This window comes from Methylocystis rosea SV97 (genome assembly GCF_000372845.1).
Lineage (GTDB): Bacteria > Pseudomonadota > Alphaproteobacteria > Rhizobiales > Beijerinckiaceae > Methylocystis > Methylocystis rosea.
Window position 1 is genome coordinate 333,356 of sequence record NZ_KB889964.1, and the last position, 25,038, is coordinate 358,393.

A 25,038-nucleotide genomic window follows, 5' to 3' on the forward strand; every position below is an offset into this window, starting at 1 on the left:
TCGACAGGAGGCGGTAGCTTTGAACGAGCTTAGTCACAAATCCGTGCGCACGCAGACAATCGATCCGATCGTTTTCGTGCCCAATTCAGACCTCTATGAGGTGACCGAAGCGCCTTTCTTATGGAACGTCAATAGTGTTGTTCTATCGGAGGACAAGACGACGATCGCCGGCTGGAGTCTTCCTCATTGGGGCTGGGTGGAAAATACGCACATTGTCGTGAACGGTCGGCCATTTGTCCCGGAGCGGCTCGCGCCGAGCGGCGTCTATGCGGAGCTTTATCCTTGGCACCCCAATGCCGCGTTATCGGCGTTTACGATCGATATTTTGCACTCGGAACACGATATCCGCAAGGAGCGGGAGATCACGATCGAGTCGCGCGCGATTTTGAATCCCCTGAAGGAACGAGGCTACACACTCGACCTTCTTTTGAGTGACCTCTCGTTCGCAGGTCCGCCGCCGGACGTCGCCGCCAGGATCGGCGCCGAGAACTTGCTGCATTACGTGATGTTCGGCCGCGCCATCTTTCGCGGTTTCGAAAAGGCGATGAAGAAAAACTTCAAGAAGACGTTTGCGGATTTTCCGACAATCCTCGATTGGGGCTGCGGCTCGGCGCGCGTCGCTCGCCACGTTGTTGCAGATCTGGGCGCGAATTCAACGCTCGTTGGTTTCGATATCGACTCTTTCGCCGTGGAGTGGGCCAACGTTAATGTCGGGCCGCACTTCAAAGCATGTGGCGCCAAGCCTCCGCTCGATCAGCCTGCAAATTCTGTTGATCTAATCTATGCGTATTCGGTTTTCAGCCATCTGGCCGAAGACAACATGACGATATGGCTCGCCGAGCTTGCGCGCGTATTGAAACCCGGCGGCGTTGGGCTTTTCACCGTTTTATCCGACAATGCGATGATCGCGCTTCATGCGGGGATGCCTCGCGCGACTCTCGAGGCATGGAGGGAGCAGGGAATTTACGATTCCGCGCAAAACAATCAGCTCGAGAGCATCGGAGTGTCCGGCGACTATTACCGCAATGTCTGGCTGACGCGGTCATTTATCGAAAAGAAACTCGGGGACGAGTTCGAACTCGTCGACTTCATCGGGTGCTTCCATTTCTATCAGGACTTGGTGGTGGTGCGGCGCCGTAAGTGAGACAGCCGACGGTATCGACATACGATGTGTTGCGAGTAGGATGACCTCATCCGCGGCGTCGGCGGTCTTTATTTCGAGACGGAGCGTTATAATGAACACTTTAGGTGGAACTGACGCGGCAGGAGAATCTGACGCGCCTACACCGAGGCGATCTGACATGTCGGACGTGGAGAAGGCAGACGCCGCGGCTGCAGCCGAAGACGTTTCTCTGAGCGACTCGACAACGGCCCATACGCCGGCGGCGCCTCCGCCGCAGGAAGCGGAGGCCCCGGCGTTCCAATATGAATTCGCGGGTCATTGTCCCTGTTGCGACACGGATCAGCTTTTTCGGGCTTATTCGGAATGGTTTCGCGATTCGCTCGTATGCTGGAACTGTATGTCCACGGTTCGGGAGCGCGCGGTGGCTCTCGTCATGAATGAAACGCTACCAAATTGGCGCCATCTCGCTATTCACCAGTCGTCGCCCTCGGAACGGGGAATTTCACTGCGTTTGCGGGAGTGCGCTCCAAACTATATCTCGTCTCAATATTATCCGGATCAACCGCTAGGTGAGAACATTGGCGGTTACAGAAACGAGGATCTCGAAAATCAGACGTTTGGCGACTGTGTCTTCGACCTTGTCGTGACGCTCGACGTCATGGAGCATGTATTTCATCCAGAGAAAGCATATTCCGAAGTCTACCGGACGCTCAAGCCGGGCGGATATTACATACATACGTTCCCGATTCAAAAATGGCGGGCGGAGGCAGCCGCTTGCACCGCGCGCTTGACCCCAGATGGGCAAGTCGAACATCTAATCGAGACACCCGAATATCATGGCAATCCGATTAGCGACAAAGGATCATTGGTCACATTCTATTACGGTTACGATATCAGCAAGCAAATTGCCGAGTGGGCTCCATTCGACGTGCGCATTATTCGATTTTGGGATCAGTATCATGGAGTTATCGGCGAATACACCGACGTGACGGTTTGCAGAAAGCCTCTGATTTAGGTATGCATGGAAATTCCATATGAATGTTCCTCGGTAGTCGCGCGGCTGGCGATTTCGCCTTGGCCGGATTCGCGGCGAAACCGGCGGAACGGTTCACCGTCGACATAAACCTGTCCGGCAGCGCAAGGGCGATCGAATGTCCATCACCGATAAATTTTCCGGAGTATCGAAAGACGCTTGGCTTTCGCTGCTTCAGCGCAGCGTGCGTGAACCTTATATCGATGGAGTCGAGTTCCCGCGGTTTCCGCACTCGTCGATCCAGATGGGTTACAATGGCGCCGTTGACGAGGAGTCGATGTCGCGCGCCCATGCCTTCTGGGAATACGCGGAGGAGTATTCCCGCGCGTCCGGCAGACCGTTAGGTAAAGACTCGCGTGTTCTCGACATCGGGTGTGGCTGGGGTCGGATCACCCGGACCTTCGCGCGCGACGTTCCAGCGGAAAATCTCTATGGAGTCGACATAGACCCGAACGCGATAACGCTGTGCCGGTATCTTGGCGTGCCGGGTCAATTTACCTTGACCGAGGCGGGGGCTGGCTTGCCGTTTCCCGACGGCTATTTCAATGTGATCTCGGCGCTTTCGGTGTTTACTCACCTCCCAGAGACGGTGGCGACGAACCTCATAGCCGAAATGTATCGGGTCGCGGCGCCGGGCTGTATTTTCGTTTTCACTGTGGAAGACGATTCATTTCTCGACTATCTCGAAATTCCCGACATCGAATCCCGCAGCGAACGTTGGCGCCTGCTGTCTCAATACAAGCCCCGGCTTTCCAGCCTTCGCGCAAGTTTTGCCGCGGGGGAATACTTATATCTAACGACTGTCGATGAAGGGGTTCGGACAGCGGACGTCTATGGAGATGCGCTGGTTCCGAAGGTTTGGATCGAAAAGGCGTGGTCGAAATATTTTCGCTTATTGAAGCTCGCTCCAAGCGCGCCGCCGGTCTATCAAGCCGTCGTCGTCGGAATTCGCGATTGAAGAGCGTGTTCACGCACACATCGTTTATGTGCTCAAGTCAGGCGGTCGCTGGATCGAGTGGCTGACGGACTATGGGCCCGAGAAGACGCTCTACAATCGTTATGTGCGCTGGGCGGCAAAAAAGGCGTCAGGGGTCGATCTTTCCACGCGGGGGCGCTAGCTGGCGGGCCCCCGGCGGAGGTTCTCATCGACTCCTTGGCAGTGAAAGCGCATCGCTCGGCAAGGCGGCAAGGGGGAGAAAAATCACGCCATCGGGCGCTCGCGTGGCGTAAGCCCGACGAAAGTCCATGCGTTGACCGATGCGCAATGTCGCCCGATCGCCTTCCTGCTCACCGGCGGGAACGTCACCGATTGCTTGGCCGGCGCCGCATTTCCTGCGCGGCTTCCCTTCCATAGAAAAGATCGCACCATCAAATCCCGGGATCAAACAACCAATATTTGATCTAGTCGCCATTCCCGCCGTCGCCATCCGGCGGCCAGACTCCGCCAAGGCGGCTCGCATACCAAAGCCACAGCGCCGCCGCGACGAGCGCGAGCGCTGCGACGGCCTTGGGGTCAATAGCGACTGCCCGCGTCTCGCGCGCGGCGCGAGGCGCTTCGCCGACGACAAAGAGCTGCGCTCCTGCGCCGCGGCGCCGATGCGCGCCAGGGGGCTGTGCTGAATGAGCACGCTGCCCGTCAGCGGCGCCACTTCGGCGGAGCGTCGACGCCGCCGGATCAGATCACCCGCGCCGCGCCACGAATGGCGTGCGCCACCAGGCCGCTCTGTCCTTCTTTGCGGCCTTCTTGCGTTTGGCTTCCAGGGCCAGCCCCATCTGCATCATTCGGTCGACGTAAAAATCGTCGAACACGTTGGGCGGAACAGCAAAATGCTCTTGCAGGTCGGCGTGTTCGCGCGCGACATAAAAGCGGTTGAGTCCATCGAAGTAGGCAAACACATAATCGGACCGCAAAATATGCGGTTCCCACGAACTGTGTGACTCTGTCCTGGCGACGCCCGGCGCCACGGATTCAACCAGTATGATCCACGGCCGAAACCGGCGAAGGTCAAACTCTACGATGACGTCTCGCTCAGATCCTTCGCAGTCGATCTTGAGAAAATGCACTGTGGACGGCGCCTGCTCCTCAAAAATACTGTTGAGTGTGCGCACCTCTACTTGCATCTCCTCCTGTTCGAAGCCGAGCGGCGCATGCGACGCCGCCACCTTGGCGTCGAGGCTGGACATGCCGGTATCGTGGACGAGCGTCATGGTCGCCTGACTCGCGCGCGCGCCGACCGCGACCGATAGATTGACGTCGCGCGGACGCCGCTCCTGCAATCGCCTGAAATAATAAGGATTTGGCTCGACATTGACCCCGCGCCACCCACGTTCGTAGAAATGCCGCGTCACGGATTCGAGGTCCGGGTCCCATGCGCCAACATCAACATAGACGCCTTCCGCGAGATCCGCGAAGGCGCGTGCGAGCATGACGTCTTCGAAATTTTGAGCGTAGGAGATCCACATGTCGGCGCCCTTCAACTCTCGGTGCTATTCGCTTTGTGCGCGCGAATGTGAGCGGCGCCAGCGCATTGTTAATTGGCGAAACCACGTTTAGTCTCATGGCTGATGTGGTTGGAGTTCTTTTGCACGAGCCAGGCACAATTGGAAAGGGCTTTTGATGAACGGAACAGGCGAAACAACAAACAGTCCGGCCAAAACGCCGCGCCGCAGCGTTCGCATCGCCGCTAACTTCATTGTGGTCGTGCTGTGTTTGCTTGCTGTAGAAGCCGGCTTCACTCTTTATTATTTTCTGAGCGAAGGAAAACTCGTTAGCCCGCAAACGCGCGAAGAGAGCCGTTCGAATACGTTCGTGGTGCACATGACGTCGAAGAGAAACCTCAAGTGCCGCTACATGGATACTGTTTACCCTCACCCTTATTTGACCAACGTTCATGCGGATAATCCGCCCTGCGAGAATTCAGAGTTCGAGATAAACAATGTCGGCTTGTTCGGACGCGACTTTCCCTACAAAAAGGAGACCGACACGTTTCGCATCATGGTGAGCGGCGGATCGGTGGCCGCCATGTTTGGCCAAACGGAAAAAGGTAAACCCAAATACCTCGAAGAACAGCTGAATAGATGCTATGCTCCTCCGGAGGGACGGAAATCATTCGAAGTTTATAACGGCGCCGATGGTGGCTGGAAGCAGCCGCAACAGGCCATCATGACCCTCCTCTTTGGAGAAGTTTTCGATGGCATCGTTACCCTGGAAGGCTTCAATGAGAAGGATATGCTTCTCGAGAAATGGACGTCTTGGTCAAAACGTTTCGAATGGCCTTCGAACAACTTTATCTTAGTGAATCCATCTGCATCGGGCAGCTATTTGCCCATACTCGGCGGCGCGGCGCTGAACTCATTTTATTCGTTTTACTTCAATATGCCGCTTTTGAGGTCATCGAACGCGATATTCTTTTTGGTCGACGTGGCCCGCACCAAGCTCAACGATTCAATTATGAAAAACATGGCGTCGCTTCATAAGTCGCATCTGACGAATTTTTCCGTGCCCAAGGAATGGAGCCGCGACGAAGTCTACGAGTACAACCTTGATCAGTATAAAAAATATTTCAAAACGACCGCTGCGCTTGCTCAGGCGCAGGGCGCAAAAGCGGTGTTCTTCATTCAGCCCGCGCCGGTTTACGGCAAGACCCTAACCGAAGAGGAAAAAGGCGTGGTTGGCGATTTGAGCTACAAGGATCTGTATCTCAAGATGGCCGATACGCTGCTCAAGCTGAAGCAGGATGGAATCGCCGTCCATAGCCTGCTGGACGTTTTCTCCGCGACTCCAGACACGGTTTACGCAGATCATATTCACTTTTCCGCCGACCCGGCGACCGGCGAAAGCGTCGGCAACCGCGTTGTCGCCAAGGCGATCGCCGCTCGGCTGGCTGACGAATGGCGGTTCGAAAAAAAGTGCAGCGACTGATGAGCGGTCTCAGCGCGGAGTCTCGAAAGTCTGCAGCACCGATTCGATCGGCCCTGAATCGACCGTCATCCCACCGTTGAACGGATTGTCCATCGCGGCAATCAAAAACACGACCGATCCCATAAAGAGCGCAATAGCGCCGCTGAGGATCAGATGGACATGAAGTTCCATGTCGAAAATGATCACGAGGCCAAGCAACAGGAATCCGCCAAGACACATAACCCACCAGAGCTCCTTCGGAATGCCGCTGTCGCCGGCGGCGATGAGATAGCGGCGATGCTCGACAAGCGTATTAAGACGCGAGAACGTCTCGGCTTGGACCATCTCCTGGCTTTTGAGCTTGGGCTGAAAGTTCATGACCTGGTCGAATAGCGCGGTCAATCCCGGCGAACGTGAATGGGCTTGGCGACGGACATCAGGCGGCGGATGTACGGCCTCGACCGCCTCGAGTGCGTAGCTGCGAAGTTTTTCCTGAAGCTCGCTGCTGGTCGGCTGCGGAAAGCCGTCGAAGTCTCGGTGAAGAGCGGCGATCGTGAGCGCTTCCTTTGAGACGACGTCGGCGACCGCGGAGAAATCTTGATAGGCCTCGACCGCCAGCAGTCCCAGTAGAATTCCGTAAAGCGTCGAAAAGGACGCCAATGTCAGGCCAATCATCTCGTTGGCGTTGCGACGGCCGTGTATCCGCTCGTGGGCGAGGCGGCGACAAAGAAATACGCCGAGCCATGTCCCGGCCAGCGAGCCCAGGCAGAACAGCAGGGCCATTTGCATGACGGAGAGATGCTTAAAGATTTGCGGCACCGGCGCCTCCTTGTTGGGCGGCATTAGCGAATGCCTGCGGCAAATTGTCAAAGGCCTTATCGATTGAAGAACCACAAGAGCAGACTGACGACGACGCTCAAAATGAGCGACGTGGCGAGCGGAAAGTAGAATTTGAAATTGCCGCGCTCGACGACGATGTCGCCTGGCAGACGCCCGAGGCCAAATCTCTCGCCGACCATCCAAAGAATGCCGAGGCCGACCATGACGAGCCCGGCGATGATGAGAAACTTGGCCACAGGTTAAGCCTTTCGTCGCGTTCCTGATCGATGACTTTCACGTTGCTATGTCGCGCATTTCAGCGAAATCGCCAGCAGCGCCGGCGGGTCGTTCGCGATAGCCGCTCTCAGGTGACACATTGTCGCAAAGCTAGGAATCTCAGCCCCCTTCGCTTGACCAGGCGCTTTGTCAAAGTTTAGGTGCCGGCGAAGGGTTCGACGCATGACATTCGGTTTTCGCCTGCGGCGAACCGACGCAATCGAACTGACGGCGCATGGCGCGCCTCTTGCGGGAGCCTGTTGGAGACGCAGGCCGCGCGACGCTTTGCAAAGCAACCGTCTCGTTGAATGGGTCGCTCCTGATGCGATCGCCGGCGCGCAGCGGTTGCGTGCGACTATGAGGGTTTTCATGAGGCCTGATCACATTTATCTCGCCATGACCATGGTCAAGCACAGCACGCTGGCCGCCGCTTGCATCTATGCGTTCAAGATCGTCTCGTTTTTTGTGAAGACATTATAGTTTCGCGCGCCGTTGCGCCGGCGCGGACCTTCGCGCATAAACCTTCCAGCGCATATGCGACGCGACGGAAGGGCGCAGGTTCATGGCGGCGATTGATGGTCCCAAGGTGCAGGCGCGCTCCGGCAAGCCGAAGCAGCTCGTCGTTTTTCTTCATGGCTACGGCGCCGACGGCGCCGATCTCATCGACATCGGCCGCCAATGGAGCGCCTTCCTTCCCGACGCCGATTTCGTCGCGCCGCATGCGCCTGATCGTTGCGCCGCATCGCCGACCGGACGACAATGGTTTCCGCTCACCATGCGCGATCCCGAAGAGCGCTGGCGCGGCTGCATCGCTGCGCGTCCGACGCTCGACGCCTTTCTCGACGCCGAACTCGACCGGCGCGGCCTCGACGACAGAGCGCTGGCGCTCATCGGATTTAGCCAGGGCACGATGATGGCGCTGCATACGGGACTGCGCCGCAAGCGCGCGCCGCGCGCGATTCTCGGCTATTCGGGCGTCTATGTGCTCGGGCCGGCGCAGGCGGACGAAGCGCCGATGGCCTATGAGAAACCGCCGGCCGTCCTTTTGGCGCACGGCGAAGAAGACGAAATGATCCCCGTCGAGGCGCTGCTCATGTCCGCCAATGCGCTCGCCGACTCCGGCGTGCCGACCCAATGGCACCTCTCGGCGCGGCTTGGCCATGGAATCGACGAAACAGGGCTGATCCACGGCGCCCTGTTCCTGGCGCAATCCTTCGGCGTCGCCGTCGAGCTTCGCCGCCGGTGACGTTTAGGTCCGGTTCCGAAAAATTGGCGGACTTTTTCGATGAGAACCTGCTCCAACATTTTGATGTTGAGCGATTCCTTATCGATCACATGAGTCCAAGATCGATCACGTGAGTCCAAGCAGTCTTGAAGCGCTCTAGCCGAGCCGTCGAATCGACAGCTCATCCGAAGCCTCAAATTCCCTCAAGCCCGGCCTCTGCGCCCGCCGGCTCCATCGCCGGTTCAAGTTCGACCGGGACGCGGCGCACGGCGCGACGCATCACCGGGCGATAGAGCTGCTTCGTCGCCTCGACAATATGCACGCCGCCGCCGGGCAGCGAGAACCGGCCGGCGATTCGCTCGAAGGCCGGCGCCGAGCGCAGCAGCGACGCGCGCTGGAACGGCGGCACGTAAAGCGCCTCGTCCCAATAAAGCGGCAGGAACTGCGCTTCCTGCAGCAACTGCTGCAACTGGCCGCGCGAATAGGGGTGCCCCTGTCCGAAGGGCGTCGTGTCGACGCGCGCCCAAAGGCCGGTGCGACTCGGGGCGACGATCAGCACCCGGCCGCCGGGCGCGAGAATGCGCCAGATTTCTTCGAGCAGATCATGCGGATGTTCGTCCGTCTCCAGCGCATGCACGATCAGGATGCGATCCATGCTGGCGTCGGGCAGCGGCGTCATCGACGGCTCCACCAGGGCCGAGGCGGAGCGCCCGTCGGGCGGCCAATGGACGACGCCCTGCGTGGCCGGCATGAAGGCGAGAACCCGCTGCGCCTTCTCCCGAAAACTGTCGAGATAAGGCGTCGCATAGCCAAGACCGAGCACGCGCAGCCCGGCGTGATCCTGCCAGCGCGTGCGCACCAGCCGCGACACCAGGCGGCGCGCGACTTCCCCCAGCGCCGTGTCGTAAAAGGCCCGCAAATTGACGACGTCGAGCATGGCCTCGATCATCGACTCAATCGATCAGTGGCGCAAGGCGCGCCGGTCTCTCGCGTTCGGCTGTCGCGTTTTTTGCGAAGCGGTATGATAGACAGCCGCCCAAGGAGACGACGCCCATGGCATTGGAAGTCGCGCAGTTTATCTGCCTGAATGACAATTTCGGCCTGCTCATTCATGAGCCGGAGCTCGGGGCGACCGCGAGCGTCGACGCGCCGGACGGCGAAGCGATCGCCAAAGAGGCGGAGCGGCGCGGCTGGCCGCTGACGCATCTGCTGCTGACCCATCACCACGCCGATCACGTGCAGGGAACGCAGATGCTCAAGTCGCGCTTTCCGCGCATGAAGGTCATCGGCGCAGCCAAGGACGCGCACCGCCTCCCGCCGCTCGATCGCGCGGTTTCAGAGGGCGATAGCGTGGAAGTCGGCGAGGCGCGCGCGCGCGTCATCGAAACGCCCGGCCATACGCTTGGACACATCGCCTATTATTTCGGCGACAATGAAATTGTGTTTGTCGGCGACACGCTCTTCTCGCTTGGCTGCGGCCGCGTTTTTGAGGGCACCATGGACATGATGCGTCTCACCCTCGAAGCGCTCGCCAATCTGCCCGGCGAAACGCGCGTCTATTGCGGCCATGAATATACGCAGGCCAACGCCAAATTCGCGCTCACCGTCGATCCAGACAATCCGGTGCTGCGCGAACGGGCGCAAACGGTCGCCGAGCTGCGCGAGAACGGAAAATTCACGCTCCCGACGACGATTGCGCTGGAAAACGCCACAAACCCGTTCTTGCGGGTCGAGGACCCCAGCGTGAAGGCCGCGATGGGCATGCAGGACGCCGATCCTTTCGCCGTGTTCGCGGCGATGCGCGAACGCAAGAACAGTTTCGCCGCATGACAAGCGCGCTTTCGACGCAGGAGGTCGTGCGGCTTCTCGATCTCGCGCCACATCCCGAGGGCGGCTCTTATCGGCAGACCTTCCGCGATCCCATGCCGGTCGGCGGCCCCCGCGCCGCCTCGACGGCGATCTATTATCTGCTGCCCGGCGGCGAAATCTCCCACTGGCATCGGGTCGACGCCGCCGAAGTCTGGCACTTCTACGCCGGCGCGGCGCTGGAGCTTAAGATCGCGACGCAGGGCGCCCCGACCGAAGTCTTGCGCCTGGGCGCCGAACTCGCGGCGGGCGAGCGGCCACAGGCCTTCGTCCCCGCAGGCGTTTGGCAGTCGGCGAGAAGCCTCGGCCGGGGGGCGAGCGAATGGACCCTCGTCGGGTGCACGGTCGCGCCGGGCTTTGAATTCGCCGGCTTCGAGCTGGCGCCGGCGGACTTCTCCCCCGACGTTCCAGCCTGAACTCAAGGGCTTTTCAGCCGATCGGGGGCTTTGACCGACCCGGCGGATAGTGTATCGGGTCGCAGACAATAAAAATGAGGAAATGTCCGAATGTGTTGGAGTGGAGAGGCGTCAGCGGTGTTGGCGACGGCGGGGATCGCCGGCGCGGCCTATTCGGCGCTCAAAAAGGACCCCGAACCGCTCGCCCTCTGGGTCTGCCTTCTCTACTTCGCCAGCATGGAGTCGCTCCAGGCGGTCGCCTATTCGGTCTTGAATCAGTGCGACTCGCCGCTCAACCAATTGATGACCATGTTTGGTTATCTCCACATCACATTCCAGCCCTTCTTCATTAACGCCGTCGCGCTTTATTTCATGCCCAAGGACAGCGCCCGCATCATCGCGCCCTGGGCCTATTTCGGCTGCTTCGTCGCGGCTATCGCCATGCTGCTCCAGCTGTATCCCTTCGCCTGGGCTGGACACTGCGCCGCCGGACGCCCGCTGTGCGGCGACATGCTGTGCACGGTCCGCGGCGAATGGCACATCGCCTGGCTGCTGCCGACGAATGGCCTTGGCAATTCCATGGTCGATAACGCCTATCTCGGCCGCGGCTACATCGAATATCCGCTGATGGCCTTCTACATCCCAGCGCTCTTCGGCAGCTGGCGCTTCATCCTGTTCTCCTGGCTTGCCGGACCGTTTCTTGCCGGCCTGACGACCAGCAACATCAATGAATGGCCGGCGGTCTGGTGTCTGTTCTCGATCGGACTCGTGCTCGCCATCATCAAGACGCCGCTGCGCTATCACCTGCACGTCGGCGACCCGTGGTGGATGATGTTGATCAAATGGTGGAAGCGGCGCAAAGCGGCGGCAAAGGCGGCCCTCGCCGCGGCGGCGCCGCAGCCGGCCGAGCCGGTCGCTCTCCTCACCGAGGTCAAAGAGCCGGCGGAATAATCAGTCTCGCGCATTGACGACGCCGCCGACGAGATTTTCCGCCAGCAGCGACTCGGTGGTCATTTCGGCGCCGAGAGGCCCGCGCGTCGCGCCGGCCTCGATGGCCGCAAAATAGGCGCGGCGGGCGGCGACCGCCTCGTCCCAGTCCACGGCGCGGAAGGACAGGTCTTCGCCGGGACGCAATTGCGCCAGCCGGCCGAGATCGGCCCCGATGATCGTCGCGATCTTCGGATAGCCCCCGGTCGGCTGTCGGTCCGCCATGAGCGCCAGCGGCGCGCCGTCGCCGGGGATCTGAATCGCGCCCATGGCGACCCCGTCGGACACGATGTCATGTCCGCGCAGATGGCGGATCGCCGGACCCTCGAGCCGATAGGCCATGCGATCGCTGCGGGCGCCGATGCGCCAGCTTGCGTTCAGAAAAGCCTCGATCTCCTCCGGCGCGAAATAATCCGCTTGAGGCCCAAGAAGCAGGCGGATCGGCGCGCCGCTTGCGGCGAGCCAGGGCGCCGCCAAGGCCAGCGGCTCGAGCGGCGGCGGCGCCGCCACGGCGAGCATCAAGGCGTCGCCGGCGGCGAGCGGCTTTGGCCCGAGGCCGGACCGGGCGTGCGTCGCGCGCGAACCCAGCGTGGGCGCGAGATTGAGCGTTCCGCCAACGGCGACATAGCACCAGGCCCCTGACGCGCCCGCGCGCAGCACGAGCCGCGCCTCCTCGGTAAGCGGCAGCAGGCACGCCGGCGGCATAGGCCGCCCTTCGAGCCGGATGTCGAAATCGCCCCCCGCCACAGCGATGCACAGCGTCGCGCCTTCCGCCCGAAGCGTCGTGCCCCCAAGCGAAACCTCGATCGCGCAGTCGGCGCCGGCGGCGCGCGTCGCGGCAAGATAAGCGCCAAGATCCATCGGCCCCGCCGGCGTGACGCCGTAGCGGGAATGCCCGAAGCGGCCCTCGTCCTGGATCGTGACGCCGGGCCCGGCGGCCTCGATAAGCAGCCGCGCGCTCAAAGCAGCGTCTCCCGGCGCGCCACAATCTCGCCGGCCAAGGCGCGCGCATCGAGCGATAGAAATGTCTTGGCGTCGATCGGCTCAAAGCGCACGGCGTCGCCCGGCGCGACAAGAAAAGGCGGGTTGCGGTCTAGCGCGAACATGCGCTCGGGCGTCCGTCCGACGACATACCAGCCGGTCGGCATGGGACTAGCGGCGATCAGAGAGAGCGCGCCGCCGATCAACGCCCCGCCCTGCGGCGTCGGACCGCGGGGGGTGGCGCGCCGCGGGATCGCGAGCGCCTGAGGCAGTCCGCCGAGATAGCACCACCCCGGCGCGAAACCATACATGTAGGCGCGATAGTCGGCGCCGGCGTGCAGCTGCGCCAGCGATTGCGCCGTCTGCCCGAGCAGCGCGGCGGCTTCGCCAATGTCCTCGGCGAACTCGGGATCATAGCAGCAGGGAAAGGTCCAGCGCGCAGATGGCTGCGACGCCTCAACGCCCGCAGTCCCGATCAGACCTTCGATCGCCGCAACAAGCGCGGCGCGCGAAATTGCAAGCGGCTCGTAGCGCAGGAACAGCGCGCGGTAGGTGGGCGTCGTTTCGCACAAGCCGGCCGGCGGCGCGGCGCGAAGACGCTCGTCGAGCGCGAGCACGCGGGCATTGACGGCGGGATCGACGCTGTCGCCGAATTCCACTGAAAGCGCCGACTCGCCGCAGTCGAGGAAGCGCGGCGTCTCATCATCCATTGCGGTCAGGCTCCTGCGAAGGCGCGCAGCTTCCAGCCGTCGCCTTCGAGCGCGGCGCGCAGCCTCCGGGCCATTTCAACCGCAAGCGGCGAATCGCCGTGAACGCAGACCGAGTCGATTTGCGTCGACAGGAGTTTGCCGCTCGCGGTCCTCAACCCCCCATGCGCGAGCATGTCGCGCACGCGGGCGCAGGCTCTTTCGATATCCTCGATCACCGCGCCTTCTTCCGATCGCGGCTGCAGGCGTCCGTCGTCCATATAGGCGCGGTCGGCGAAAATTTCATTCACGACGCGCAGCCCCGCGCGCGCGCCGGCGTGCGTTTGCTCGGACAGGGCGATCGCGAGCAGCGCGAGCGACGGATCGACGCCGCGGACCGCGCGGGCGATAGCGTCCGCGACATCAGCGTCGCGCTCGGCGATATTTGCGAGCGCGCCATGCGCCTTCACATGCGTGATTCGATGTCCGCTCAAAACCGCCAACGCTTGCGCCGCGCCCAGCTGATAGGCGACGGCGCGCTCGATCTCCCGCGCGCTCATCGGCAAACTGCGCCGCCCGAAACCTGCGAGGTCCGGAAAGGCGACGTGGGCGCCGACGGCGACTCCCTTTTCTTTGGCGCGCGCAAATGTCGTCGCCATGATGTCGGGATCGCCGGCGTGGAAGCCGCAAGCGACATTGGCGCTCGTCACGATGTCAAGCATGGCGTCGTCGTCGCCCATGCGCCAATGGCCGAAACCTTCCCCGAGGTCGGCGTTAAGATCGATGACGCGAGCGGCGGAAGTCATGAGGGGTGCGAGTCGCCTTTGAAGAGGGGCCGCGAGATTGGCGCAACCGCGCCACGGCGGCAATGCGCGACGCTCGGTCAGTCTGTCCCCTGCAACTTCATATGGGCCGATGGCTTCAGCGCCGCGATTGTCGGCCTGTGACATAGCGATCCGATGCAGCGAAGATCGGCACAAACCCGCACAAATAGGGCAAGGTGGCGCTTGACAAAGACAGTGCCCTTTGGTGAAGCTATATCGCGGCGAAGCCGGAAAAAAGAGCCACTGGCTGGCTCAATGTGGGAGGAAAAAATATGCAGTATCTTATCCCGGGACTCATGCTCGCTATCGTCATCGGCGGCGCTCTCGTCGCGATGAAGATTGGCCGCTAAGGTCAAGAAAACTAGGGCCTTTACGTCCCATACCGGTCCGTTGGCGAGCACTAGCTTGGCCTAAGCGTCGGCGTTGTTGCGCCAACGGACTGAGCTGCTCCGGTTCAGCTCTCGTTTCCCACCGGCCCCTCTTTCATCGTTGTTCGGACTACTCCGCCGCGAGAGCTTGCGGCGGCGGAAACGCGATTTCGATCAGCGTGCCCTCGTTGTGACGGCTCTTAATGCTGAATGAGGCGTGATTCGCCTCGATTAAAGCCTTTGTCAGCGGCAGTCCAAGCCCCGTCCCGCTCGCCCTGCGCGATGCGCCAACCTGCCGGAACGGCTCCAAGGCGGTTGCGACATCCGCCTCCGACATGCCGATCCCCGTGTCCTTGACCCGGATGACGACAGAGCCGGCGTCGTTCAGCGCGGTCGACACGATGACCTGACCGCCGGGCTCGTTGAACTTCACCGCATTCGACAGAAGATTGAGAAGAATCTGCTTGAGCGAGCGCGCATCAGCCCGCAGCGGCGGAAGGCCCGCCGCAAGCGCGAGACGCATGACGACGCGCCCCTGATTGGCCTGGGCCTGCATGATCGACGCGCATTCGGCGATGGTGGCATTGGCGTCGACGCGCGAGAAGGAAAGCTCCATCTTGCCAGCTTCGATCTTGGAGAGATCCAAAAGATCGTTGACGAGGGATAAGACATGCGCGCCGGAAGCGCGGATGTCTTTCAAATATTCCTTGTAGCGGGGAGAGCCGATCGGCCCGAGACGTTCCTCCATCATCACTTCCGCAAAGCCCATGATGGCGTTCAGCGGAGTGCGAATCTCGTGCGATACGCGGGTCAGGAAATCGGACTTCGCCGCATTGGCGCTTTCGGCGGCAAGACGCGCCGCTTCAAGCGCGCGGTCATCCGCAGATGCGGCCTCCCAAGGCTCGGCGGAAACCAACATCATCGGCCTTCCATCGACGAAGACGCGGCGCAAAATGAGGTCGACGGGGACGCTCCCGCGCAGCGGCGCTGTGGCCAGCGATACGCGCGCGTGGGCGTGCGGCTGGACGTCGGAAAAAAGCTGACTGAGGATTTGCGCGTCGGTTGGGGTGAAAAAAGATGTCAGGTCGCGGCTCTCAAGCGCAGGCGCCTCCGTCGCCAAGCAAGCCGCAAATGGCGCGTTGGCTCTCACGATCTTCCCGTCCGCCGCCACGATCGCAAGCGGCGCGCGCGAGAGGTCGAAAGCCGCGCCGAGCAGCGCGCTCTCAGATTTCGCCCGCGCAAGCTTTTCTTCGAGCGCGCGAGCGAGCGCCAGGGCGCTTTGCTCCGGGCCCGGCGCGATGAACTCGAGATTGCGACGCGTCGGCGCCGCTTGCTCGTCAGGATCGGGCTCCGAGGGCCCCGCGGCCTCCGCTGCGGGGATGACGAGATCGCCTTCCGTGAGCGCCCGCGCGATTTCGTCAAACGCCCGGCGTTCGCTCGAACTGAGCGCCTCGCTCACATCGACGCGCGTCGAAGCCGGCGCGCGCAGCATCACGACATTGTCGAGCGACGGCTCGAAGGCGTTCTCTTCAGCATTCGAACCGGCGCCCGTCGCCGCAGTGGGTTCAGCCGCTCGCGCGCGATTGATGCGCAACACGCCATAGCCCTGATAGCCGAGAAATCGCCCTGCGGAATCCGTCATCTGCCGAGCGCCGAGCGTCGTCGGCACGCATCCGGCGTCCCCTTCGAAGGGCCATTCAACCTCGACGCCGCTCCACGCGCGGCGCGAGGCGACGGCGCGGGCGAATGCAGCATCGAGCGCAAGGGCCTGGGACGCGTCCTGCACTGAGCGGCCGAGCACGTCGGCCGCCTTTTCGCCAACAACGTCGGCAAGCCCGTGGCTGACGTCGGTGAATCGTCCAGCTGCGTCGGTCTTCCACAGAAAGCGCGGCGAACGCGCGCCATGTCGCGCCGCCAGGCTGCGGCGGAGGGCCGCCGTCTCATCGCTGACCCGCGCTTCAGCCGCGCGCGGATCCTGAGCCGGCGAATCCGCGCGAACGCCAAGGGCCGCGATAGCGAAACAGTCGCCGCTATCCGCGGCGAGGCTGCGGCAGAGAAAAGTGAGCGTCTGCGCCAGCCCGGAGACACGAAAGCGCAGCCGCTCAAGGCGAAGGCCCGGGCGGCAGCGCATGTCGCCGACCAGCTCGGCCAGGCGTCTCGGCCCCGGATCGTCGCCGCGAAACAGGCGTTCGGCGAGCGCGACGGCGTCTTCGCCAAAGACCGCGCGGGCGGACTCGTTCAGAAAAGCAATGCGCAGGGGATCGCCGCCCGCCGCGATAATTGGCGCGCCGGAGGCGTCGAGCGCGGAAAAAACAGGATCCGCCGCCACGCAAGCGGCTGCTCGCGCGTCTTCGTCGAGGTCCTGCTGCGAACCGCCCATTGCCTACCGCCTCAACCGACGGTCTCGCCCGCCGCGCGCTTCTCAGGCGTCTCGTCGGCTCGACGCTAACGGATGCAAGCAAATTAGCCGCCGCCGTGCGCAAGGTCTATGATTGTCGCGCGTCTTTCCTAGTATTTCTACACTTCCAGGACCCTGCCGTCCCCGATCTGCTGCGGCGCACAAAATTGTTGCATCGCAACATAACATCGGGCAGTATGACTGGACTCGCCGGAGCGCCGTTGGGGCCGGGCGCGAGGCGGGTTAATATCGTTTAGCGCGGCGCTTGTTTGATTTTCACCGCACGGAGGTGCGCCATGGTCGAAGCTGTCTATCAAATTCCCACCGAAGTCCGCGATTTTGCGGAGAAGAGCGTCGAGCAGGCGCGCAAGGCCTTCGAAGGTTTCGCCGGAGCCGCGCAGAAGGCGCTCGACACTTCGGCGGACATCCCCTTCGGGCTGCCGAGCGCCAAGGACGTCAGCGTCAAGGCCCTGTCGTTTGCCGAGGCCAATGTGAACGCGGCCTTCGATCTGGCCCAGAAGCTCGTCCACGCCAAGGACCCGCAGGAAGTCTTCAAGCTTCAGTCGGAGTTCGTTCAGGCGCAACTGCGGGCGATCCAGGAGCAGACCACGGAGCTTGGCGCGAGCATCCAGCGCTCGACGACGAAGTCCTAACCGGGAGAAGCTCAATGGCCAATCCGCAGAACGGTTCCCCCAAGCCAAAGGCCCCGGAAACGAAACGCTTGGCCCCCGGCGTTCCGGAGGCCGAGACGGCTCCGACGACGAACGAAGCTGTCAGCGCAGAGCCGGCGCCCGCCCCTGTTGAAACGCAAACGCCGGTGGTCGTCGCGGCTCCGTCTACAGCCCTCGCGATCTCCGAACCTCCAAAGCCCGCCGAAAGCGAGGCCGAAGGATTCGACCCTGCCCTCTGGCAGCAGAAGTCCATCGATCTCTGGGCGGAAAACGCCACTGCGTTGCTCGACTTCGCCGAGCGGCTCGCCAGCGCTAAGACGATCGACGAGGTGACGACTCTTCAGTCGCGTTTCGTGAGCGACCGGCTCGACACGCTGCTGCGGCAGTCGACCGAGTTGATGACGCTCGCGCAACGTCTGCTGAGCTTCTCGATCACGCCGATCTACGGCGCGCGCGCGGCGTAACGCGAACATCGAGTTGATGTAAGAAGAGCGCCGCGGCGATGTCGCAGCGCTCTTTCTTTTACAGCGTTGCGACGATCTTGGCGCGCAGCGCCGGCGTCACGTCCGGCATCACGCCGGTCCAGTCGCGAAACGCCGGGCGCGCCTGATGCAGCAGCATGCCGAGCCCGTCGACGGGCGTCGCGCCATGTTTGCGGGCGGCCGCCAATAAGGGCGTCTCCAGCGGCGCATAAACAATGTCGGCGACGAGCGCCGATGTCGGTAGCGCTGCGAGCGACAGATCCAGCGGCGGCTGGCCGACCATGCCCTGGCTCGTCGCGTTGACGAGAAGTCCCGCTCCGGCGAGCCCCGCCTCGCGTTCTTCCCAGCGCAGGGCCGACACGCGCGGCCCAAAGTCGCTGGCGAGAATTTCCGCCCGCGCCAGAGTGCGGTTGAACAGCCGAATCTCGCGCGCGCCCGCCTCAAGCAAGCCGTGGATGATCGCGCGCGCCCCGCCGCCGGCGCCGATGATGACGCAGGGCGCGCTCTCGGCGCGCCAAAGCGGCGCCGCCTCATAAAGCGACGCGATGAAACCGTAGCCGTCGTAATTGCGGCCGCTCAAAGCGCCGTTTCTTTCGACGACCACACAATTGACCGCCCCGATCCGCGCCGCCGACTCATCGATATGATCGAGGAACTGGAGCGCCGTTTCCTTGTGCGGAATCGTGAGGTTGCAGCCGGCGAAGCCGAGCGCCGGCATGGCGCGCAACGCCGCCTCCAGCCGGCCGGGCTCGACCGGCAGCGGCGCGTAGCAGCCCTCGATCCCATATTGCGCGAACCAGTGATTGTGGATTTTCGGCGAGCGCGAATGCGCGATCGGCCAGCCCATGACCCCGGCGAGAACAAAGCGATGGCCGTTCGTCACGTTCTCGTCTCCACGTTCTCGTCTCCAGCTCACGCGTCAGGCGCGACGGAAAAGCCGGCGCCGCAAAACGCGACGAGCGCGGCTTCATCGGCGGGCTCCTCGCGCAGCGCGTCGACTCGCGCGAGCCGTGGGCCCCGCCGCGCCGCAGCGATCAGCGCCTCAAGCGCCGGGCGCGGCCCCGAGACGACCGACTCGACCGCGCCCTCGCGCCTGTTGCGCGCCCAGCCGGTGAGATCGAGCGCGAGCGCCTCGCGGACGAGAAAAGCGCGATAGCCTACGCCCTGCACCCGGCCTTCGATGAAAAGACGTATGATCTCCCGATCGCTCATGATTGGACCGCGATATTGTCGATGAGCCGCGTCGCGCCGAGCTTCGCCGCGACGAGCAGACGAATGGGACCATCCGCGAGAGAGGAGACGGGGGCGAGCGTCTCGGCGTGGCGCGCTTCGAGGTAGTCGACCTCAAATCCCCCCTCGGTAAGCGCGGCGCCCGCGCCTGCGGTCGCCGCGCCGATGTTCTCGCCAGCAAGGATGCGCCGCGCCGCTTCGCTCAGCGCGCCGTGCAATTGCTTTGCGCGCTCGCGGTCCTCGCGGGAGAGATAGACGTTGCGCGAAGACATGGCGAGGCCGTCGGCCTCGCGTAGCGTCGGCGCGCCGACGATTTCGGTGGCGATGTCGAGATCGCGCGCGAGACGCTTGATCACCAAAAGCTGCTGGTAATCCTTCTCGCCGAAGACGGCGACGTCGGCCTGCGCCTGATTGAGGAGCTTCGTCACCACAGTCGCGACGCCGGAAAAATGCGTCGGCCGAAACCGGTCTTCGAGGTCGGCGGTCGCCGGCCCCTCGAGCACGACTTTCGTCGAAAAGCCCGGCGGATAGATCTCGTCGACCGAAGGCGCGAAGACGAGATCCGCGGCGACGCTGCAAAGCTTCTCGACATCCGCCGCAAGCGTGCGCGGATAGCGGGCGAAATCTTCGTTCGGGCCGAACTGCGCCGGATTGACGAAAATCGTGACGACGACGCGGTCCGCCGCCTGACGCGCCGCGTCCACGAGCGACAGATGGCCGGCGTGGAGCGCGCCCATGGTCGGCACAAGGCCGATGCGCTCGCCGGCGGCGCGGCGCGCGCGCACATAGCGGCGCAGTTCGTCGACGGCGCCGACGACAGGCGTTTTTGCATTCATGATCGTCGCCCTGATTGCGGAGCGGAAAGCAGGCTCGATAGATAGTCGATATACGGGCCCGGCAGCGCTTGCGCGCGCGCCGCGGCGATGACCGCCTCGAAATAGCCGCGGGGCGCCGCGCCGAGATCGGGCCGCGCGCCGACATAGGTCAGCGCTAGGACCGAGCCGACCGGTTCGCGCAGAATGGGTAAGTTTTTCTTGGCGTAAAGGCCATGGGCGACGTCTTCGTAGCGATCGAGCGACGCCACGTCGCCGACCGCGACATCCCACAGCACGCCATGAACGCTCATACGGCGGTCCGTCGCGACGCTGACAAAGCCTGAAGGCATCAAAATCGTCCTGAAGCCGGCAAGCCGTCCCCGTCCGAGCCGCCGGGACCGAGGGCAGCGGCCCGCCATGGCGGCGGCGTCCATGTTGGAGCCATAGGCGAAGTAGAGCGGCACGCGCAAATCCCGGTCGCGAAAAAGACGACGCGTGCTATATCACGACCGACGCGGAAGGGTGGCCGAGTGGTTTAAGGCACCGGTCTTGAAAACCGGCGTGGGGGCAACTCCACCGTGGGTTCGAATCCCACCCCTTCCGCCATACATGCTTGTAACTTGTTGTTTTAGTTAGCATTTTTACTTTATTTGCGAATGCATCCGCCAATCTACCCCACAATATTTAGTGGTCGCCGCTGTGCTCAAATGGACGAGCCTGGCCTAGCCTCTTTCCCAGTTTTTCGAACTCCACGTGTCGAAGCGCATGCTCATGAATGCACAATCGCGCTAGAAACGAGAGCATCACTGCATATCGTCATTTGGATCTCCAAGTCATAACCGTCCTCAACACTAGGTGCCGCATTATCGTAGGCGGCTGTCCGGCCGCTCGAATGTTGACGCCTCTTATCCAGGCAGGCTGTCCTCCGGAGAGGAGTTGCTGGAGAGCTTGAGATGGAAGACGTCTAAGACGCAGCACATTCCGTCGAATTTCTGGTTCATTCCTTGCTGGTCCCATCGCTGAAGAATACAGAGCGACGGCCGTCGAGAACATATCGCGACGGCTATGAAATCCGGCGCAGAGGCCTGGGAGGAGCGATCATTAGCGCCCCACCAACAACACCATGCCCCCGCTCTTCGTCTGCGTCTGGCGCATTCGCCTCCCGCAGCAACGATGGTCGGCTCGCTCGCGTTCGAGATCTCACCGAGGAGTTGCGGCGGACGCAGCGAAGGTTTACGATTTCTGCAATCCGCTGGTGTCGATCTCTCCGCCGGCGGCAGAAACGCTCCTACCGTCACATCGACAATCGGGGCGTTTTTTTTGCGCTTCAACCTAACTTAGACGCCAGCACATCAATTTTCTCGATTTTTGGCGACTGGGAGAAAAGCTCCGGAGCCTTTGCCGTGAGCGCCTTCGCGACCTCGCCCGCAAGATGAGCATCTCTGCCGGCTGCGTCATGGAAGACGTCAAAAATGCCGAAAGTGGTGGATGACACTCGGATCGCGAACCACGAGACTGTGCCCGGCTCTGCTTCCACGAGCGGCAGCGCGGATTTCAAGAATGCTGCAACCTCGTGCTCCTTGCCGATCTTCGCTTCCAGCATCGCCAAGATGCCAAATTTCACCATTGCGCAACCTCGCTTGGAACTAGGGCCTCCAGACCCTCAGTTTGCACCTTTCGACGTAATTTGCACGACGGCATGATTCTTCGCTCGCCCGCGCTGTCGCCGTTTTGCGGTTCACTTGCGCAGCCATCGCAGAACGTCAGGTGACTCGGAGAGCCCTTCTGGCGACTGGCGAAACGCTCGCCCGTCAGCAGACTGAAATTATGCCGGACTCTTTATCATGAAGCCAATAGTGTGACGATACCCGACAAGCCCAAACGGACGATGGCCGGAGGCGTCAATGAATGCGCCCGATTTGAACCAATCCAAGGACGAAACCATCGGCGGCAACGAGGGTTTGGCGCGTCAGCCTGCCCGTGAGAGCTACGATGTCGCCGCCGCGCTAAATCTTGTGTCGGAAACAGCGGCGGCGATCAAAGCATTCGATGAGCAGGCAGCTCAAGCGCTAATGCGCGCTCATGAAGTCGCCGATGCGGTGAAGGAAGAGCTGGGCCACACGGAGCTCCGCGCCGAACGCGCAGAGACTATGCTGCGCTTGGCCGAGGCTCAAATCGAGCAAATGTCTGCTGCCGTCGAGCAGGCGCATCACGAGCTCAAAACACTGCAATCACAACTCGTCTCCAAGACGGCAGAGTTGGCCGCATCGGAACGGCGCGCACACGACGCGGTGACCGCCATTGAGAGAATCGCGGATGTGATCCGGGCGCAACTTCCCGCCAAGCTGAGCGCTCCATCAGAGTAAGTCGCCGGCGCCTACGTTGGGCCCGGCGGCCGACATCAAGGAGCGGTCGAGGCGAAGACCGCACGACAAGCACTGAGCACTTTGCGTGGTGTACTAATGGCACCGGCGTTGGAGCCAATGAGAAACCGATCCATTCCTGTCCGGTGGGAGCCTACAACGACGACCTCGGCGCCCCACTCCTCGGCCTCCGCCAGAACCTTTTGATAGACGGGACCGAACAGCACAACGGTCGAAATTCGTTCGGTCGGATAATTGACGCCAGCCGCGAGGGCTGCGATCTCCTTCTCAAGGCTTCGCTTCCTTGGCTCACCTTTAAGGCAGTTAAATGCCGAGCTCTACAGCCGAAGCAACGGTCCCATATGCACATCTGATGGTTCCGCGAAGACCCTCTATCTTTCTTTACGCGCCCGTCGTGCTCTCCGCTGTTCGACAGCCCAACCGTGGCCGACGGCGTTCTTCTTCTTGCTTTCCGCCATCATCATGACTCATCGACCGTGAGAGCATTGAGTTCGGCGATTCGACAATAGGAGCGCGACAATGAACGCCTATCGGCCGTGCGAACCTCGATATACCATTGTGATCTCAAAAAACGGCAAAGAGCTCGGCACTCTGCGAAATCGCGAAACGATCCAGGCGCGCAGCTCTTTCGGCGGAGCCGTCGCGCGATACAAGAATTCAGGGGACAACCATCGGATCGAATTTTACGATGGACCTGACTTGATCGAGGCTTGGTCGAGCGAGCAAGGCTACACAGCGGCTTCCGCCTAACGCCCGAAGGACTCGCCGCTCTTGCGGATGCGGAGCGGCGAAGTGTAGGGCGCGGGATCTTTTCTCGTGCGCGAACTCAATAGTAATACGGCGGCGGAGGCGGTGGAGGCGCAGTCAGCGCGCCGGCCGCGGCGCCGCCCGCAGCGCCGATTGCGGCGCCGGCGAGAGTTCCACCGGCTCTTCCACCAGACGCCAGAGCGCCTATGCCAGCGCCGCCAAGCCCGCCGATAGCAGCACCCCCGAGCGCGCGATCCTGGGGCGTGTAGCAACCGCCAAGGGAGAGTGTGGTCGCTGCGACAAGCGCAATACAAGCAAACGATTTCATCAGAGTTCCTCTCCGATCCAGATCAAACGGAGCAGAGTTGATCAATTGGGCTAAAAGTTGATCGCATGGCGAGGACGCGCGAGTACTTCCGTGCCTAACCAGTTCACCGAACGCTCCGGCCTTCGTCGTTGGCACAAAAGCCGGAGCGACGTTGCCGAAATCCTCAACAGACCCACACCCACTGTCCATACCAACGCCAGCAGCCCCCGTAGCCGCCGCCGTAACCGCCGTAGCCTCCATAGCCGCCCCAACCTCGACGGCCCCAACCGCCACCGCCCCATCCCCCGCCGCCTCCCCAGCCTCCACCGTGACCCCAACCGCCGCCGCCCCAACCGCCATGATGACCGCCGCCTCCCCAGCCGCCGCCATGACCATCCCAGGCCAGAGCGACAGTCGGAAGCGTCAAAGCCGCGGCCAAAGTCGTAACTAGAGACAGTTTGCGCAACATGCTGATCTCCTTCTGCCCCTTCCCATTAATTCCCATCGAGCCACTGAATGTTGGCTGAATGAGGAGGCGCTTCAGCGGACTGCCCACGAAGTGAAAGGCGACAGGCGCTCAGATTTGTTCGTCTGTGACGTGCTGGTCTCTTGACCCGCGGCGAGACGATCCATTCCTGCAAGGCGTCGTCTGCTAGCGACGCCATTGCGTGACGCGCCTCTGCATAGAACTTCCCGTGGGTGCTCGCGCCTTCCAACGCCAAGCGGCTTGCGCGACTGTCGGCCATGGCGTCATGCGCTCAGAGGTTGCTTTGACGGGCTTCCAGCAGGTGAAATTCTCTATGAAAAAGGCAGACAGGTCGGGTCGACAGCGGGACTTTCGAAGCAGTTCGAACGTTTGCCGGCGAGGCGACGGAAGGAGAGATTGTATCAATGCGGGAGGCATTCAAGGGCCAGGCCGAACCCTTTCGGCGTAACGGAGATGCCGCCCGCGCCGCGTTTTGGGAGGCGCTTTCCAATAGGATTGCCGACGCGGCTGGCCGATCAGCACGGCAAGCGGGTCAAGCTCGGCTTCCTCGATCTAACCGAGGCTTTTCCCCTTGGAACTGACTGGGATATGCAAACGGGCCACTCGGTGAATATAACGATGCGCATTATCCGCTATGGCACGCGCGGAGGGCCTGATGACGGTAGTTGTAAAAGACAGCAATGGCGCAGTGCTCAAGGACGGCGATTCCGTGACCTTGATAAAGGACCTGAAGGTTAAGGGCTCATCCGCCGTCTTAAAACGCGGGACCTTGATCAAAAATATCCGACTCACGGATGATCCGGCCGAAATCGATTGCCGCGCTGAGAAAGTAAAAGGGCTCGTGCTGCGTACGGAATTCGTCAGGAAAGCCTAGGTCAGGACCTATTAAATTTGATTGAGGCGTGATTCACAAGGTCGTCCTATTCGGAGGCCTTTGCGATGAGCGATAGCCCTCAACCGTGCTCGTATGAACGTCGCCGCAAACGTAGTCGTCGGCGCTGTGGCTTACCGTGGCGTGTTCGGCGAACCGCTT

At 61.9% G+C, this 25,038-nt stretch carries 27 protein-coding genes, 1 tRNA gene and 1 pseudogene; 14 read left to right on the forward strand and 15 right to left on the reverse strand.

Annotated elements, in window-relative coordinates; genetic code table 11:
- The first annotated feature begins 19 nt into the window (after nt 1-19).
- The 4 genes and pseudogenes from A3OO_RS22770 to A3OO_RS24485 form a co-directional block, all read left to right on the forward strand.
- Complete coding sequence (locus tag A3OO_RS22770; RefSeq protein ID WP_018409738.1) at nt 20-1,144, forward strand: class I SAM-dependent methyltransferase; 1,125 nt, start codon at nt 20-22, stop codon at nt 1,142-1,144.
- A gap of 157 nt (nt 1,145-1,301) precedes the next feature.
- Entirely contained in the window at nt 1,302-2,138 is an 837-nt protein-coding gene (locus tag A3OO_RS22450; RefSeq protein ID WP_018409739.1) for a class I SAM-dependent methyltransferase, read from the forward strand.
- Between the two features lie 295 nt (nt 2,139-2,433).
- Nucleotides 2,434-3,114: a class I SAM-dependent methyltransferase gene (locus tag A3OO_RS22455; RefSeq protein ID WP_245257259.1), complete on the forward strand. Its 681-nt coding sequence runs from the start codon at nt 2,434-2,436 to the stop codon at nt 3,112-3,114.
- A pseudogene (locus tag A3OO_RS24485) lies at nt 3,113-3,502 on the forward strand (transposase family protein); the annotation flags it as partial. The gene A3OO_RS22455 and the pseudogene A3OO_RS24485, both read left to right, overlap by 2 nt.
- A 334-nt stretch (nt 3,503-3,836) precedes the next feature.
- Here the strand turns inward: A3OO_RS24485 and A3OO_RS22465 are convergent.
- Nucleotides 3,837-4,619, reverse strand: a complete 783-nt coding sequence (locus tag A3OO_RS22465; protein ID WP_198008884.1) for an FkbM family methyltransferase — start codon at nt 4,617-4,619, stop codon at nt 3,837-3,839.
- A gap of 154 nt (nt 4,620-4,773) precedes the next feature.
- Here A3OO_RS22465 and A3OO_RS0120640 point away from each other — a divergent pair, with 154 nt between their 5' ends.
- Nucleotides 4,774-6,078, forward strand: coding sequence for an SGNH/GDSL hydrolase family protein (locus A3OO_RS0120640; protein WP_018409744.1), 1,305 nt, complete (start codon nt 4,774-4,776; stop codon nt 6,076-6,078).
- Nucleotides 6,079-6,087: 9 nt separating this feature from the next.
- On the opposite strand, the gene A3OO_RS0120645 is transcribed toward A3OO_RS0120640, so the two are convergent.
- Entirely contained in the window at nt 6,088-6,876 is a 789-nt protein-coding gene (locus A3OO_RS0120645) for a bestrophin-like domain (protein ID WP_245257249.1), read from the reverse strand.
- A 56-nt stretch (nt 6,877-6,932) separates the two neighbouring features.
- Nucleotides 6,933-7,133: a DUF2905 domain-containing protein gene (locus tag A3OO_RS0120650; protein WP_018409746.1), complete on the reverse strand. Its 201-nt coding sequence runs from the start codon at nt 7,131-7,133 to the stop codon at nt 6,933-6,935.
- A gap of 581 nt (nt 7,134-7,714) precedes the next feature.
- Between A3OO_RS0120650 and A3OO_RS0120660 the strand changes: the two genes are divergently transcribed.
- Nucleotides 7,715-8,398: an alpha/beta hydrolase gene (locus A3OO_RS0120660; RefSeq protein WP_018409749.1), complete on the forward strand. Its 684-nt coding sequence runs from the start codon at nt 7,715-7,717 to the stop codon at nt 8,396-8,398.
- A 172-nt stretch (nt 8,399-8,570) separates the two neighbouring features.
- Here the strand turns inward: A3OO_RS0120660 and A3OO_RS0120665 are convergent, their stop codons facing one another.
- Nucleotides 8,571-9,326 carry a class I SAM-dependent methyltransferase gene (locus tag A3OO_RS0120665; RefSeq protein WP_018409750.1) on the reverse strand — a complete coding sequence of 252 codons (756 nt, stop codon included), beginning with the start codon at nt 9,324-9,326 and terminating at the stop codon, nt 8,571-8,573.
- Nucleotides 9,327-9,430: 104 nt separating this feature from the next.
- Between A3OO_RS0120665 and gloB the strand changes: the two genes are divergently transcribed.
- The 3 genes from gloB (at nt 9,431) to A3OO_RS0120685 (ending at nt 11,589) form a co-directional block, all read left to right on the forward strand.
- Nucleotides 9,431-10,207 carry a hydroxyacylglutathione hydrolase gene (gene gloB / locus A3OO_RS0120675; protein WP_018409752.1) on the forward strand — a complete coding sequence of 259 codons (777 nt, stop codon included), beginning with the start codon at nt 9,431-9,433 and terminating at the stop codon, nt 10,205-10,207.
- Nucleotides 10,204-10,659: a cupin domain-containing protein gene (locus tag A3OO_RS0120680; protein ID WP_018409753.1), complete on the forward strand. Its 456-nt coding sequence runs from the start codon at nt 10,204-10,206 to the stop codon at nt 10,657-10,659. Before gloB ends, A3OO_RS0120680 begins: the two co-directional genes overlap by 4 nt.
- Nucleotides 10,660-10,749: 90 nt before the next feature.
- Nucleotides 10,750-11,589 (forward strand): DUF5765 domain-containing protein, encoded by an 840-nt coding sequence (locus A3OO_RS0120685; RefSeq protein ID WP_026223206.1) that lies wholly within the window; start codon nt 10,750-10,752, stop codon nt 11,587-11,589.
- Here the strand turns inward: A3OO_RS0120685 and A3OO_RS0120690 are convergent, their stop codons facing one another.
- The 4 genes from A3OO_RS0120690 to A3OO_RS24650 form a co-directional block, all read right to left on the reverse strand.
- Nucleotides 11,590-12,588 (reverse strand): 5-oxoprolinase subunit C family protein, encoded by a 999-nt coding sequence (locus tag A3OO_RS0120690; protein ID WP_018409755.1) that lies wholly within the window; start codon nt 12,586-12,588, stop codon nt 11,590-11,592.
- Entirely contained in the window at nt 12,585-13,316 is a 732-nt protein-coding gene (locus A3OO_RS0120695; protein WP_018409756.1) for a 5-oxoprolinase subunit B family protein, read from the reverse strand. The genes A3OO_RS0120690 and A3OO_RS0120695 overlap by 4 nt, the downstream gene beginning before the upstream one ends.
- Nucleotides 13,317-13,321: 5 nt before the next feature.
- A complete protein-coding gene (locus A3OO_RS0120700) occupies nt 13,322-14,098 on the reverse strand; it encodes a LamB/YcsF family protein (RefSeq protein WP_026223207.1) in 777 nt (258 codons plus the stop codon).
- 516 nt (nt 14,099-14,614) lie between these two features.
- The gene (locus A3OO_RS24650) at nt 14,615-16,864 is read right to left on the reverse strand and encodes a sensor histidine kinase (protein ID WP_018409759.1); all 2,250 of its coding nucleotides are present in this window, start codon (nt 16,862-16,864) and stop codon (nt 14,615-14,617) included.
- 314 nt (nt 16,865-17,178) lie between these two features.
- Here A3OO_RS24650 and A3OO_RS0120715 point away from each other — a divergent pair, with 314 nt between their 5' ends.
- Together A3OO_RS0120715 and A3OO_RS0120720 are read left to right on the forward strand one after the other, a co-directional pair.
- Entirely contained in the window at nt 17,179-17,535 is a 357-nt protein-coding gene (locus A3OO_RS0120715; protein ID WP_018409760.1) for a phasin, read from the forward strand.
- 14 nt (nt 17,536-17,549) lie between these two features.
- On the forward strand, nt 17,550-18,017 hold the full coding sequence (locus tag A3OO_RS0120720) for a phasin family protein (protein WP_018409761.1): 468 nt from the start codon (nt 17,550-17,552) through the stop codon (nt 18,015-18,017).
- A gap of 58 nt (nt 18,018-18,075) precedes the next feature.
- Here A3OO_RS0120720 and A3OO_RS0120725 read toward each other — a convergent pair whose 3' ends face one another.
- From A3OO_RS0120725 to A3OO_RS0120740, 4 genes are read right to left on the reverse strand one after another with little or no spacing between them, the layout of a single operon-like run.
- A complete protein-coding gene (locus A3OO_RS0120725) occupies nt 18,076-18,918 on the reverse strand; it encodes a shikimate dehydrogenase (RefSeq protein WP_018409762.1) in 843 nt (280 codons plus the stop codon).
- 29 nt (nt 18,919-18,947) lie between these two features.
- Entirely contained in the window at nt 18,948-19,247 is a 300-nt protein-coding gene (locus tag A3OO_RS0120730) for an acylphosphatase (protein WP_018409763.1), read from the reverse strand.
- The gene (gene panC, locus A3OO_RS0120735) at nt 19,244-20,101 is read right to left on the reverse strand and encodes a pantoate--beta-alanine ligase (protein ID WP_018409764.1); all 858 of its coding nucleotides are present in this window, start codon (nt 20,099-20,101) and stop codon (nt 19,244-19,246) included. Before panC ends, A3OO_RS0120730 begins: the two co-directional genes overlap by 4 nt.
- Nucleotides 20,098-20,550 carry a gamma-glutamylcyclotransferase family protein gene (locus A3OO_RS0120740; RefSeq protein ID WP_018409765.1) on the reverse strand — a complete coding sequence of 151 codons (453 nt, stop codon included), beginning with the start codon at nt 20,548-20,550 and terminating at the stop codon, nt 20,098-20,100. The genes panC and A3OO_RS0120740 overlap by 4 nt, the downstream gene beginning before the upstream one ends.
- Nucleotides 20,551-20,596: 46 nt before the next feature.
- Here A3OO_RS0120740 and A3OO_RS0120745 point away from each other — a divergent pair.
- Nucleotides 20,597-20,686: transfer RNA gene (locus A3OO_RS0120745), tRNA-Ser, on the forward strand.
- Nucleotides 20,687-21,407: 721 nt separating this feature from the next.
- Here the strand turns inward: A3OO_RS0120745 and A3OO_RS0120750 are convergent.
- Nucleotides 21,408-21,707 carry a putative quinol monooxygenase gene (locus A3OO_RS0120750; protein ID WP_018409766.1) on the reverse strand — a complete coding sequence of 100 codons (300 nt, stop codon included), beginning with the start codon at nt 21,705-21,707 and terminating at the stop codon, nt 21,408-21,410.
- Between the two features lie 277 nt (nt 21,708-21,984).
- On the opposite strand from A3OO_RS0120750, the gene A3OO_RS23890 reads away from it, so the two are divergent.
- The gene (locus A3OO_RS23890; RefSeq protein WP_018409767.1) at nt 21,985-22,446 is read left to right on the forward strand and encodes a hypothetical protein; all 462 of its coding nucleotides are present in this window, start codon (nt 21,985-21,987) and stop codon (nt 22,444-22,446) included.
- 35 nt (nt 22,447-22,481) lie between these two features.
- On the opposite strand, the gene A3OO_RS23895 is transcribed toward A3OO_RS23890, so the two are convergent.
- Together A3OO_RS23895 and A3OO_RS23900 are read right to left on the reverse strand one after the other, a co-directional pair.
- Nucleotides 22,482-22,724, reverse strand: coding sequence for a universal stress protein (locus tag A3OO_RS23895; protein ID WP_342446774.1), 243 nt, complete (start codon nt 22,722-22,724; stop codon nt 22,482-22,484).
- Nucleotides 22,725-23,702: 978 nt separating this feature from the next.
- Nucleotides 23,703-23,987: a hypothetical protein gene (locus tag A3OO_RS23900; protein WP_156824989.1), complete on the reverse strand. Its 285-nt coding sequence runs from the start codon at nt 23,985-23,987 to the stop codon at nt 23,703-23,705.
- Nucleotides 23,988-24,660: 673 nt separating this feature from the next.
- Between A3OO_RS23900 and A3OO_RS0120775 the strand changes: the two genes are divergently transcribed.
- Nucleotides 24,661-24,879, forward strand: a complete 219-nt coding sequence (locus A3OO_RS0120775; RefSeq protein ID WP_029650825.1) for a zinc ribbon domain-containing protein YjdM — start codon at nt 24,661-24,663, stop codon at nt 24,877-24,879.
- The last annotated feature ends 159 nt before the right edge of the window (nt 24,880-25,038 follow it).